The organism is Streptomyces lonarensis, assembly GCF_012033735.1.
Taxonomy (GTDB): Bacteria; Actinomycetota; Actinomycetes; order Streptomycetales; family Streptomycetaceae; genus Streptomyces; species Streptomyces lonarensis.
Genome location: NZ_JAAVJD010000002.1, coordinates 72,530 through 84,365 on the forward strand (window position 1 = coordinate 72,530; position 11,836 = coordinate 84,365).

Below are 11,836 nucleotides of genomic sequence, written 5' to 3' on the forward strand. Positions count from 1 at the left end.
TGGTAACTCCACATTCTTCCGCTGGCCTTACAGCTTCATCAGACTGGCGTCGTCGACCGAAGCCGAGTGGCGCGAGCGATAGACCATGACGATGATCGCCAGCCCGACCACGACCTCGGCGGCGGCGACGACCATGACGAAGAACGCCATGATCTGGCCGTCGAGGTTCCCGTGCATGCGGGAGAAGGTGACCAGTGCCAGGTTGGCGGCGTTCAGCATCAGTTCGATGCTCATGAAGACCACGATGGCGTTGCGCCGCAGCAGCACACCGCAGGCGCCGATGGTGAACAGCAGCGCCGCGAGATGCAGGTAGTTCTCGGGACTCACTTGCCGGCCTCCTCGGCTCCGTCGCCGTCGCCGTCGTCACGGCGGCCGTTGTCGCTGCCGTCACCGTCGATGCCGGTGGCGGCGGGGGTGGTGGTGCCGGCGTCGGTGCGACCGGCCCCGCCGGTGGTGCTGCCGGAGCCCAGCGACCCGCTGACCGAGGCGCGGCGCCCCTGGTGGTCGGCGGTGCGCTGCTCCAGGGCGGCGAGCGCCCCGAGCGCCTCGGTGTGGACCTCGCGGACCTGGTCGCGCTCGTGGAGCGTGGAGCTGACGGTCAGCGGCGACGGCGTGCCGTCGGGCAGCAGACCGGGGATGTCCACGGCGTTGTGGCGGGCGTAGACGCCCGGCGCGGGCAGCGGCGGCACCTGGGTGCCGTCCTTCACGCGCGCCTCGGCCTGCTCGCGCTGGGACGTGGAGCGCTCGATCTTCTCGCGGTGCGTCAGCATCGTCGCGCCGACGGCGGCGACGGTCAGCAGGACACCGGTCACCTCGAAAGCGACCATGTACCGGGTGAAGAGCAGCGAGGCCAGACCCTCGACGTTGCCCTGGGAGTTGGCCTCCGCCAGCCCGGTGAAGGAGCCCACCGACGCCTGGCCGATGCCGGCGATCAGCAGGATGCCGAGGCCGAGGCCCATGGCGGCCGTCGCGATGCGTTGCCCCTTGATGGTCTCCTTCAGGGAGTCCGCCGCGCTGACGCCGACGAGCATCAGCACGAAGAGGAAGAGCATCATCACGGCGCCGGTGTAGACGACGATCTGCACCACGCCGAGGAAGTAGGCCCCGTTGGCCAGGTAGAACAGCGCCAGGATGACCATGGTCCCGGCCAGGCACAGCGCCGAGTACACGGCGCGGCGCATCAGGATCGTGCCGAGCCCGCCGGCGACGGCGATGGGCGCGAGAATCCAGAACTGGACTGCCTCGCCACCGGAGGTGGAGGTCTCCGCCGCCAGTGTCGACAGGGCGGTCAGCGTGCTCATGCCCGCACCTCCGGCGGTTCGCCGTCGTCACCGATGTTGCCGCGGTGGTCCTGGCCGGTGGGGTCGGTCAGCGAGGACGCCGCCGCGAGCGCGTCCTGCGGGGTGACCTCCTCGCCGGGGGCCTCCTCGCCCTTGGAGCGGGCGACCTGCCGGACCGTCCCCTCCGCGGCGCCGGGGACCTCGCCCCGGTAGTAGGTCTGCTCGTCCGCACCCGGGTACATCGAGTGCGGCGCCTCGACCATGTCGTCCTGCAGCCCCGCCAGCAGCTCCTCCTTGGTGAAGATGAGGTCGGTGCGGGTGCGGTCGGCGAGCTCGTACTCGTTGGTCATGGTCAGCGCGCGCGTCGGGCACGCCTCCACGCAGAGCCCGCACAGGATGCAGCGCAGGTAGTTGATCTGGTAGACGCGGCCGTACCGCTCACCCGGGGAGTAGCGCTCCTCCTCGGTGTTGTCGGCGCCCTCGACGTAGATGGCGTCGGCCGGGCAGGCCCAGGCGCACAGCTCGCAGCCGATGCACTTCTCCAGCCCGTCGGGGTGACGGTTGAGCTGGTGGCGGCCGTGGAAGCGGGGCGCGGTGGGCTTCTTCTCCTCCGGGTACTGCTCGGTGAGCCGCTTCTTGAACATGCCCTTGAAGGTCACGCCGAAGCCGGCCACCGGGTTGTTGAAGTCAGGCATCGCCGTCCTCCTTCCGTGCGTCGCTCGCTGCGTCACTGTCGGGGCCCGCCTGGCCGGACTCCTCGCCGGCCGGGGCCGCGACGGAGGCCGTGTGCCGCTCCGCGCGCGAGGGGCGGCGCGGCACCGGGGGCAGGGTCTGGCCCGGCTTGGGCGGCACGGGGAAGCCCCCGGCCATCGGGTCGAACTCGGGCTCCTCGGGTTCGGTCCCCCGCTTGGCCCGGTCGGAGCGGTCCCGGAGCATGTCGACCACCAGCGACACCAGCAGCAGGGCGACGACTCCGCCGACCACCCAGATGAGGATGTCGCTGAAGGAGCGGCCGTCGTTCTGGAAGGCGCGGACGGTGGCGACCAGCATCAGCCAGCCGAGGGCGACCGGGATGAGGACCTTCCAGCCCAGCACCATGAACTGGTCGTACCGGACACGGGGCAGCGTGCCGCGGATCCAGACGAAGAAGAACATGACGGCGAGCAGCTTGAGGGTGAACCACAGCAGCGGCCACCAGCCGGTGTTGGCCGACTCCCAGAAGGAGATCGGCGCCGGCGCCCGCCACCCGCCGAGGAAGATCGTCACCATCAGCGCGGAGACGGTCACCATGTGGATGTACTCGGACATCATGAAGAAGGCGAACTTGATGGACGAGTACTCGGTGAGGTACCCGCCGACGAGGTCGCCCTCGGACTCCGGCATGTCGAACGGCGGGCGGTGCGCCTCGCCGACCATGGCGATCATGTAGATCAGGAACGACACCGGCAGCAGGACGACGAACCAGCGGTCCTCCTGCGCGGCGACGATCCCCGAGGTGGACATCGACCCGGAGTAGAGGAAGACGGCCGCGAAGGAGAGGCCCATCGCGACCTCGTAGGAGATGATCTGCGCCGTGGCCCGCACGCCGCCGAGCAGCGGGTAGGTCGAGCCGGAGGACCAGCCGGCGAGGACGGTGCCGTAGACGGCGATGGCCGAGGTGGCCAGCACGTAGAGCATCGCCACCGGCAGGTCGGTGAGCTGGAGGACGGTCTCGGTGCCGAAGATCGACACCGGGGAGTCGGCGGGGCCGAAGGGGATGACCGCGATGGCCATGAACGCCGGGACGGTCGCGAGGATCGGCGCCAGGATGTAGACCGGCTTGTCGGCCCCCTTGACGACGATGTCCTCCTTGAACATCAGCTTCACGCCGTCGGCCAGCGACTGGAGCATGCCCCAGGGGCCGTTGCGGTTGGGGCCGATACGCAGCTGCATCCAGCCGAGCACCTTGCGCTCCATCACGATGGAGATCAGCACCGTGCCCATCAGGAACGCGAAGACGCCGACCGCCTTGAGCAGGATCAGCCAGAACGGATCGTTGCCGAACATCGACAGATCCGTCTGTTGGGCGAGTACGGTCATCGGGCGTTCCCTCCCTTCTCGTCAGGGGCCTGACCGGGGGCGCCGGACGGCGACCCGGAGGCGATGGCGACCAGCTCGCCCGGGTGGGCGCCGAGGTCGTGGTAGATACCGCCGCCGAAGGAGTTGACCGGCAGCCACACGACGCCGTCGGGCATCTCCGTCACCAGCAACGGCAGTTCGACGCTGCCGGCGGGGCCGGTCACCGCGACGGTGGACCGGTCCGCGAGCCCCGCCCCGGCGGCGGTCGTCGGGGAGACCCGGGCCGGTGCGGGGTGGCGGGTGGCGGCCAGCGCCTTGTCGCCCTCCTGGAGGCGGCCCTGGTCGAGCAGCATCCGGTGGCCGGCGAGCACCGCCTCGCCGGCGGCGGGCGCCGGCGGGGTGACGGCGGTGCCGGTCGGACCGATGGGCAGTGCGCCTTCCCAGGCCGGGAACCGGCCGACCTCGCGGCGGGTGGCCGCGACATCGGGCAGGCCGAGCGCGATGTCCATCCGGTCGGCGAGCATGTGGAGCGCCCGGCCGTCGGGGTGGACGTGGCGGCGGGTCATCTGGTCGGCGGCGATCGCGGCCTCGAACGGCCGGTAGCGACCCTCCCAGTTGAGGAAGGTGCCGGTCTTCTCGGCGACCGCTGCGACCGGCAGCACCACGTGGGCGCGTGCGGTGACCTCGGTCGGCCGCTGCTCCAGGCTCACCAGGAAGCCCTCGGCGGCGACGCGGTCCAGCGCGGCGAGCGCGGCCCTCGGGTCGGGGAGGTCCTCGGTGGAGACACCGGCGACGACCAGGCCGGCGAGTCCGCCGTCGGCCGCCGCGCGCAGGATCGCGGAGGTGTCCCGGCCGGGGCGGTCGGGCAGTTCGGCCTCGGCGACGCCCCAGACCGCGGCGGTCTGCTGCCGGGCGAGCACGTCGTGGTCGGGCCGGCCGCCGGGCAGCAGCCCGGGCAGGGCGCCTGCCTCGACGGCGCCGCGCTCACCGGCGCGGCGGGGAATCCACACCAGCCGGGCACCGGTGGCGGCGGAAGCGGCGACCGCGGCGGTCAACGCGCCCGGCACCAGGGCCAGTCGCTCACCGACGAGGATCAGCGCGCCCTCGGTCCGCAGCGCCTGCGCGGCGTCGGCGGCCGCGCCCTCCAGTCCGGTCCCGGCGGCCAGCGCGTCCAGCCAGTCGGTCTCGGTGCCGGGGGCGGCGGGCAGCAGCACACCGCCGGCCTTGGCCTGACCGCGGGTGAGGTGCGTCGCCAGCGACCAACTGCGCTGATCGTGCTTGCGGTTGGCCTTGCGCAGCCGCAGGAAGACACCGGGCGCCTCCTCCTCGGCCTCCAGGCCGGCGAGCAGCACCGCCGGCGCCGTCTCGACCGCGCGGTAGCTCACCGGGCCGCCGCGGTCGACGCCGCTGCCGGCGACGTGGGCGGCGAGGAACGCCGCCTCCTCGGCGGAGTGCGGCCGCGCGCGGAAGTCGATGTCGTTGGTGGCCAGCGCCAGCCGGGCGAACTTGGCGTAGGCGTAAGCGTCCTCGACGGTCAGCCGACCGCCGGTGAGCACGCCGACACCTGCGCCGTCGCGGGCGGCGGTGAGACCGGCCGCCGCTGCGTCGAGCGCCTCGGGCCAGCTGGTGGGGACGAGTTCACCGGAGGCCGCGTCGCGCACCAGCGGGACGGTGAGCCGATCGGGGAGCTGTGCGTAGCGGAAGCCGAAGCGTCCCTTGTCGCACATCCACTCCTCGTTGACCTCGGGGTCGTCCGCGGCGAGGCGGCGGAGCGTCTTGCCGCGGCGGTGGTCGGTGCGGGTGGCGCAGCCGCCGGCGCAGTGCTCGCAGACGCTGGGCGAGGAGACCAGGTCGAACGGGCGGGAGCGGAAGCGGTAGGCGGCCGAGGTGAGGGCGCCGACCGGGCAGATCTGGATGGTGTTGCCGGAGAAGTACGACTGGAGGGGCTCGCCCTCGCCGGTGCCGACCTGCTGGAGGGCGCCGCGCTCCAGGAGTTCGATCATCGGGTCGCCGGCGACCTGGTTGGAGAACCGGGTGCAGCGGGCGCACAGCACGCAGCGTTCGCGGTCGAGCAGCACCTGCGCGGAGATCGGGACCGGCTTGGCGAAGGTCCGCTTGACGCCCTCGAACCGGGAGTCGGCCTGCCCGTGGGACATCGCCTGGTTCTGCAGCGGGCACTCACCGCCCTTGTCGCAGACGGGGCAGTCCAGGGGGTGGTTGATGAGCAGCAGCTCCATCACCCCGACCTGGGCCTTCTCCGCGACGGGGGAGGTGAGCTGGGTGCGGACCACCATGCCGTCGGTGCAGGTGATGGTGCACGACGCCATCGGCTTGCGCTGGCCCTCGACCTCGACGATGCACTGGCGGCAGGCGCCGGCGGGGTCGAGCAGCGGGTGGTCGCAGAAGCGCGGGATCTCGATGCCGAGCAGTTCGGCGGCGCGGATCACGAGGGTGCCCTTGGGCACGGAGATCTCGATGCCGTCGATCGTCAGCGTCACCAGGTCCTCGGGGGGCGTGGCCGGTCCGCCGCCGGGGGTGCCGGAGGTGGTGGTGACAGTCATGCGTTCACCTCCTGGGTGGCGTCGCGGTCGTCCGCCCAGACGGTGGACTTCGCGGGGTCGAACGGGCAGCCACCGCCGGTGACGTGCTGCTCGTACTCCTCGCGGAAGTGCTTCAGCGAGGACATGATGGGGGCGGCGGCACCGTCGCCCAGGGCGCAGAACGACTTGCCGTTGATGTTGTCGGCGATGTCGAGGAGCTTCTCCAGGCCGGCCATGGAGCCCTTGCCGGCCTCCAGGTCGCGCATCAGCTGGACGAGCCAGTAGGTGCCCTCCCGGCAGGGGGTGCACTTGCCGCACGACTCGTGGGCGTAGAACTCGGTCCAGCGGGTGACGGCGCGGACCACGCAGGTGGTCTCGTCGAAGCACTGGAGCGCCTTGGTGCCGAGCATGGAGCCGGCGCCGGCGACGCCCTCGTAGTCGAGTGCGACGTCGAGGTGCTCCTCGGTGAGGAGCGGGGTGGAGGAGCCGCCGGGGGTCCAGAACTTCAGCCGGTGGCCGGGGCGCATGCCGCCGCCGAGTTCGAGGAGCTGGCGCAGCGTGATGCCGAGCGGTGCCTCGTACTGGCCCGGCCGGGCGACGTGCCCGGAGAGCGAGTAGAGGGTGAAGCCCGCGGACTTCTCGCTGCCCATCGAGGTGAACCAGTCCTTGCCGCGGTCGATGATCGCGGGGACGGAGGCGATGGACTCGACGTTGTTGACGACCGTCGGCGAGGCGTAGAGGCCGGCGATCGCGGGGAACGGCGGGCGGAGCCGGGGCTGGCCGCGGCGCCCTTCGAGGGAGTCGAGGAGGGCCGTCTCCTCACCGCAGATGTAGGCGCCCGCACCGGCGTGGACGACGAGTTCGAGGTCCTTGCCGGGCCCGAGGGCGTCCTTGCCGACGTACCCGGCGGCGTACGCCTCGGCGACGGCGGCGTGCAGCCGCCGCAGGACCGGGACGACCTCGCCGCGGAGGTAGATGAAGGCGTGCGAGGAGCGGATCGCGTGGCAGGCGATCACGATGCCCTCGATGAGGGAGTGCGGGTTGGCGTAGAGCAGCGGGATGTCCTTGCAGGTGCCCGGCTCCGACTCGTCGGCGTTGACGACGAGGTAGTGCGGCTTGTTGTCGCCCTGCGGGATGAACTGCCACTTCATGCCGGTGGGGAACCCGGCGCCGCCGCGGCCGCGGAGGCCCGCGGCCTTGACGTAGGCGATCAGCTCGTCGGGGTCCATCGCGAGGGCCTTGCCCAGCCCCCGGTACCCGCCGTGGCGGCGGTAGCCGTCCAGCGTGTAGCTGTCGGAGTCGCCCCAGTTGGCGGAGAGGACCGGGGTCAGCAGGTCCTTGGCGACGGCCGAGGCGCTGGTGTTGTCCGATGACATGGCGCTCACTCGCCCTCCTCGGCGGTGGGGCTCGCCGCGGGGTTGTGCGGGTCCGAGGCGGATGTCTGCTGCGGCGCGTCGTGCTTGCTGAGGTACTGCGGGGGGCCGTCGTCGGCCGGGTGGCGGCCCGGTCCGGTGGTGGGCCGTCCGGCGGGGAGCTGCTCGCCGGTGGCCATCCGCAGGCCGACCAGGGAGGCGTCGCCGCCGGTGCCGCCCTCGGTGACGGCGCCCTCGCGCGGGTCGGGGAATCCGGCCAGGATGCGGGCGGTCTTCTTGAAGTCGCAGAGGGAGGCGCCGCGGGTGGGGGTGACGGCCTCACCGGCGCGGAGCTTGTCGACGAGGTCCTTGGCGGACTGCACCGTCTGGTCGTCGAAGAACTCCCAGTTGATCATGATGACCGGTGCGTAGTCGCAGGCCGCGTTGCACTCGATGTGCTCGAGGGTGACCTTGCCGTCCTCGGTGGTCTCGCCGTTGCCGACGCCGAGGTGGTCCTGGAGCGCCTCGAAGATCGCATCGCCGCCGAGGACCGCGCACAGGGTGTTGGTGCAGACCCCGACCTGGTAGTCGCCGGACGGCTTGCGCCGGTACATGGAGTAGAACGTCGCGACCGCGGTGACCTCGGCGGTGGTGAGGCCGAGCTGGTCGGCGCAGAACCGCATGCCGGTCCGGGTGACGTGGCCCTCCTCCGACTGCACCAGGTGCAGCATCGGCAGGAGTGCGGAGCGGCTGCCGGGATACCGGGCGATGATCTCCGCGGCGTCGGCGGCGAGCCGGGTGCGGACGTCCTCGGGGTAGTCCGGCGGGGGCAGGGGCGGCATGCCCAGTCCCACGGCGGCGTTGGCTGCCTCCGTCATCGGTCGACGCCTCCCATCACGGGGTCGATGGAGGCCACGGCGACGATGACGTCGGCGACCATGCCGCCCTCGCACATCGCGGCCACGGCCTGGAGGTTGGTGAAGGAGGGGTCGCGGAAGTGGACCCGGTAGGGCCGGGTGCCGCCGTCGCTCACCACGTGCACGCCGAGTTCGCCCTTGGGCGACTCCACGGCGGTGTACGTCTGGCCGGCCGGGACGCGGAAGCCCTCGGTCACCAGCTTGAAGTGGTGGATCAGGGCCTCCATGGAGGTGCCCATGATGGTGCGGATGTGCTCCAGCGAGTTGCCGAGGCCGTCCGGGCCGAGCGCGAGCTGCGCGGGCCAGGCGATCTTCTTGTCGGCGACCATGACCGGGCCGGGCTCCAGCCGCTCCAGGCACTGCTCGATGATCCGCAGCGACTGCCGCATCTCCTCGACGCGCAGCAGGAAGCGGCCGTAGGAGTCGCAGGTGTCGGTGGTGGGGACCTCGAAGTCGTAGGTCTCGTAGCCGCAGTAGGGGTCCGTCTTCCGCAGGTCGTGCGGGTGGCCCGCGGAGCGGAGGACGGGACCGGTGGCGCCGAGCGCCAGGCAGCCGGCGAGGTCGAGGTAGCCGATGCCCTCCAGCCGGGCCTTGAAGACCGGGTTGCCGGAGCAGAGCTGGTCGTACTCGACCAGGTTCTTGCGCATCGTCTTCACGAACTCGCGCAGGTGGTCCACGGCACCGGGCGGCAGGTCCTGGGCGAGGCCGCCAGGCCGGACGTACGCGTGGTTCATCCGCAGCCCGGTGATCAACTCGAACGCGTCCAGGCAGAGTTCGCGGTCGCGGAAGCCGTAGATCATGACGGTGGTGGCGCCCAGCTCCATGCCGCCGGTGGCGATGGCCACCAGGTGGGAGGAGATCCGGTTGAGCTCCATCATCAGCACGCGGATGACGTTGGCGCGGTCCGGGATGTCGTCGGTGATCCCGAGCAGTTTCTCGACGCCGAGGCAGTACGCCGTCTCGTTGAAGAACGGCGTCAGGTAGTCCATGCGCGTGACGAAGGTCGTGCCCTGCGTCCACGTCCGGTACTCGAGGTTCTTCTCGATGCCGGTGTGCAGGTAGCCGATGCCGCAGCGGGCCTCGGTGACCGTCTCACCGTCGATCTCCAGGATCAGCCGCAGCACGCCGTGCGTGGACGGGTGCTGCGGCCCCATGTTGACGATGATCCGCTCGTCGTCGCTGCGGGCGATCTGCTCGGCGGTCGCGTCCCAGTCGCCGCCCGAGAGGGTGTAGACCGTGCCCTCGGTCGTCTCGCGGGCGCCTGCCGGCGCGGTGGGGTGTGAGGTGGACATCAGGAGTACGACCTCCGCTGGTCGGGAGCCGGGATCTGGGCGCCCTTGTACTCGACGGGGATGCCGCCGAGCGGGTAGTCCTTGCGCTGCGGGAAGCCCTGCCAGTCGTCCGGCATCATGATCCGCGTCAGCGCCGGATGGCCGTCGAAGACGAGCCCGAAGAAGTCGTAGACCTCCCGCTCGTGCCAGTCGTTGGTCGGGTAGACCGAGACGATCGACGGGATGTGCGGGTCGGCGTCGGGGGCGCTCACCTCCAGCCGGATCAACCGGCCGTGGGTGAGGGAGCGCATGTGGTAGACGGCGTGCAGCTCGCGGCCGGTGTCGGTCGGGAGGTGGACACCGCTGACGCCGGTGCACAGTTCGAAGCGGAGCGCCGGGTCGTCGCGGAGGGTACGGGCGACCTGCACGATGTGCTCGCGCGCGATGTGGAAGGTGGCCTCGCCGCGGTCGATCACGGTGCGCTCGATGACGGCGGCCGGGTCCAGGCCCTGCTCCTCCAGCGCGCCCTCCAGTTCGTCGGCCACCTCGTCGAAGTAGCCGCCGTAGGGGCGGGAGGTGGCCGCGGGCATCCGCACGGTGCGGCGGACGCCGCCGTAACCGGAGGTGTCGCCGCCGTTGTTGGCACCGAACATGCCGCGCCGCTCGGCGATCACCTCGCCGGGGGAACCGACCGAGGCGGGCAGCGCCCCGGCGGAGTCCTCCAGCTGGTTCTCCGGGCCGGCAGGTTCCTGTGTGGAACCGTTTCGCCGGTTGTCCGCGTCACTCACCGCAGCAGCCCCTTCATCTCGATCGTCGGGAGGGCCTTCATCGCCGCTTCCTCCGCCTCGCGGGCCGCGGCCTCGCGGTTGACGCCGAGCTTCTCGTCCTTGATCTTCTCGTGCAGTTTGAGGATCGCGTCCATGAGCATCTCGGGCCGCGGCGGGCAGCCGGGGAGGTAGATGTCGACCGGGATGATGTGGTCGACGCCCTGGACGATCGCGTAGTTGTTGAACATGCCGCCGGAGGAGGCGCAGACGCCCATCGAGATGACCCACTTGGGGTTGGGCATCTGGTCGTAGACCTGGCGGACGACCGGCGCCATCTTCTGGCTGACGCGGCCGGCGACGATCATCAGGTCGGCCTGGCGCGGCGATCCGCGGAAGACCTCCATGCCGAAGCGCGCGAGGTCGTAGCGGCCGGCGCCGGTGGTCATCATCTCGATGGCGCAGCAGGCGAGACCGAACGTCGCCGGGAACATCGAGGACTTGCGGGCGAGCCCGGCCATCTTCTCGACGGTCGTGAGCATGAACCCGCCGGGGATTTTCTCTTCGAGACCCATCTCAGATGCCTTCCTTCTCAGCTCGGCGCGGCGTCGCGGCCCGGTACCGCGTTCCGGCCCGACGGGGCGGACCACCGGTCGCCGCGGCGGGGCCGGTGAACGGCGCGCGGGTCGCGGCGGGAGTCGTCAGTCCCACTCCAGCCCTCCCCTGCGCCAGTCGTAGGCGTACGCGACGCCGATGAGCCCGACGAAGATGGCCATCTGGACCAGCCCGAACATCCCCAGGGCGTCGAAGTGGACGGCCCACGGGTAGAGAAAGACGATCTCGATGTCGAAGACGATGAAGAGCATCGCCGTCAGGTAGTACTTGACGGGGAAGCGCCCACCGCCCGCGGGCTGCGGGGTGGGCTCGATGCCGCACTCGTACGCCGAGAGCTTGGCCCGGTTGTAGCGCTTCGGCCCGATGATCGCCGCCGCGATCACGGAGCCCACGGCGAAGGCTGCCCCGAGGGCTGCCAGCACGAGGATGGGAACGTACGCGTTCACCGCACCTCGCTCCTTCCAGTCGACGGCGACTGCTGCAAGAAGATCACTTCTATGTGAGTCAGTTCACAAGCACGGACGCATCCTATGCCTCACCCCCTGTGAGTTGTGACACGGGGTACCTGAAGAAGTTTGTGATCTATGGCACCAAGGGTCACCTAAGTGCATCCGCGCAGGTGGGTGGCGTCACCGTCCTGATACCGGACGTACCGGTGACCGTACGGGTCGTGACGCGAGGCCCGTTCGGGCACCTCGCGCGGCCGCGTCGCGCTATCAGTTCCGCACGTCTCAGCGCAAATTTGCACTACGGGCGCCTGCGAGGTATGCGCGAAACCAGCGGTGACGCCCCGGAATCGGATGTTTCATCTGCGTTGACACGGTGTTGCGGCGATGGTGCCGCGCCGGTTCGCCCCACCGCGGGAGCGGCCGTGGCGGGCTCCGTGAACTCCCCACCGCGGCACGGCCGTTGCGGTGCGGTTGCGGTGCGGCCGCGGCGGGGTGGGGCGGGGAACGGAGATCGGGCCTGGTCGGGGCCGGGCCGGGCCGGTCGGGCCGCCGGCACGGGCCGGTCGGCCGGCCGGGCTGTCGGGGCCCTG

11 protein-coding genes are annotated in these 11,836 nt (G+C 71.1%); all 11 read right to left on the reverse strand.

The features are described 5' to 3' along the window. Positions 1–27: 27 nt before the first annotated feature. Complete coding sequence (nuoK, locus tag HCN56_RS00765; RefSeq protein WP_167931557.1) at positions 28–327, reverse strand: NADH-quinone oxidoreductase subunit NuoK; 300 nt, start codon at positions 325–327, stop codon at positions 28–30. Beyond that, entirely contained in the window at positions 324–1,301 is a 978-nt protein-coding gene (locus HCN56_RS00770) for an NADH-quinone oxidoreductase subunit J (RefSeq protein WP_167967444.1), read from the reverse strand. The genes nuoK and HCN56_RS00770 overlap by 4 nt, the downstream gene beginning before the upstream one ends. After that, entirely contained in the window at positions 1,298–1,975 is a 678-nt protein-coding gene (gene nuoI, locus HCN56_RS00775; protein ID WP_167967445.1) for an NADH-quinone oxidoreductase subunit NuoI, read from the reverse strand. The genes HCN56_RS00770 and nuoI overlap by 4 nt, the downstream gene beginning before the upstream one ends. Beyond that, positions 1,968–3,359 carry an NADH-quinone oxidoreductase subunit NuoH gene (nuoH, locus tag HCN56_RS00780; protein WP_167967446.1) on the reverse strand — a complete coding sequence of 464 codons (1,392 nt, stop codon included), beginning with the start codon at positions 3,357–3,359 and terminating at the stop codon, positions 1,968–1,970. The genes nuoI and nuoH overlap by 8 nt, the downstream gene beginning before the upstream one ends. Then, the gene (locus tag HCN56_RS00785; RefSeq protein ID WP_167967447.1) at positions 3,356–5,899 is read right to left on the reverse strand and encodes an NADH-quinone oxidoreductase subunit G; all 2,544 of its coding nucleotides are present in this window, start codon (positions 5,897–5,899) and stop codon (positions 3,356–3,358) included. The genes nuoH and HCN56_RS00785 overlap by 4 nt, the downstream gene beginning before the upstream one ends. Next, a complete protein-coding gene (gene nuoF, locus HCN56_RS00790) occupies positions 5,896–7,254 on the reverse strand; it encodes an NADH-quinone oxidoreductase subunit NuoF (protein WP_167967458.1) in 1,359 nt (452 codons plus the stop codon). Before nuoF ends, HCN56_RS00785 begins: the two co-directional genes overlap by 4 nt. Positions 7,255–7,259: 5 nt before the next feature. Further along, on the reverse strand, positions 7,260–8,108 hold the full coding sequence (nuoE, locus tag HCN56_RS00795) for an NADH-quinone oxidoreductase subunit NuoE (protein ID WP_167967448.1): 849 nt from the start codon (positions 8,106–8,108) through the stop codon (positions 7,260–7,262). Then, on the reverse strand, positions 8,105–9,439 hold the full coding sequence (locus tag HCN56_RS00800; protein WP_167967449.1) for an NADH-quinone oxidoreductase subunit D: 1,335 nt from the start codon (positions 9,437–9,439) through the stop codon (positions 8,105–8,107). Before HCN56_RS00800 ends, nuoE begins: the two co-directional genes overlap by 4 nt. Further along, positions 9,439–10,143 carry an NADH-quinone oxidoreductase subunit C gene (locus HCN56_RS00805; protein ID WP_209312204.1) on the reverse strand — a complete coding sequence of 235 codons (705 nt, stop codon included), beginning with the start codon at positions 10,141–10,143 and terminating at the stop codon, positions 9,439–9,441. The genes HCN56_RS00800 and HCN56_RS00805 overlap by 1 nt, the downstream gene beginning before the upstream one ends. 59 nt (positions 10,144–10,202) lie before the next feature. Beyond that, positions 10,203–10,757 carry a NuoB/complex I 20 kDa subunit family protein gene (locus HCN56_RS00810; RefSeq protein ID WP_167931550.1) on the reverse strand — a complete coding sequence of 185 codons (555 nt, stop codon included), beginning with the start codon at positions 10,755–10,757 and terminating at the stop codon, positions 10,203–10,205. 126 nt (positions 10,758–10,883) lie between these two features. Beyond that, positions 10,884–11,243: an NADH-quinone oxidoreductase subunit A gene (locus tag HCN56_RS00815; RefSeq protein ID WP_167931549.1), complete on the reverse strand. Its 360-nt coding sequence runs from the start codon at positions 11,241–11,243 to the stop codon at positions 10,884–10,886. Positions 11,244–11,836 lie beyond the last annotated feature (593 nt).

What these genes read in the sequence shown, in the direction of transcription:
- HCN56_RS00770 (WP_167967444.1), bottom strand. Translation starts at nt 1,301, where the DNA reads ATGAGCACGCTGACCGCCCTGTCGACACTGGCGGCGGAGACCTCCACC.
- nuoI (WP_167967445.1), bottom strand. Translation starts at nt 1,975, where the DNA reads ATGCCTGACTTCAACAACCCGGTGGCCGGCTTCGGCGTGACCTTCAAG.
- nuoH (WP_167967446.1), bottom strand. Translation starts at nt 3,359, where the DNA reads ATGACCGTACTCGCCCAACAGACGGATCTGTCGATGTTCGGCAACGAT.
- HCN56_RS00785 (WP_167967447.1), bottom strand. Translation starts at nt 5,899, where the DNA reads ATGACTGTCACCACCACCTCCGGCACCCCCGGCGGCGGACCGGCCACG.
- nuoF (WP_167967458.1), bottom strand. Translation starts at nt 7,254, where the DNA reads ATGTCATCGGACAACACCAGCGCCTCGGCCGTCGCCAAGGACCTGCTG.
- nuoE (WP_167967448.1), bottom strand. Translation starts at nt 8,108, where the DNA reads ATGACGGAGGCAGCCAACGCCGCCGTGGGACTGGGCATGCCGCCCCTG.
- HCN56_RS00800 (WP_167967449.1), bottom strand. Translation starts at nt 9,439, where the DNA reads ATGTCCACCTCACACCCCACCGCGCCGGCAGGCGCCCGCGAGACGACC.
- HCN56_RS00810 (WP_167931550.1), bottom strand. Translation starts at nt 10,757, where the DNA reads ATGGGTCTCGAAGAGAAAATCCCCGGCGGGTTCATGCTCACGACCGTC.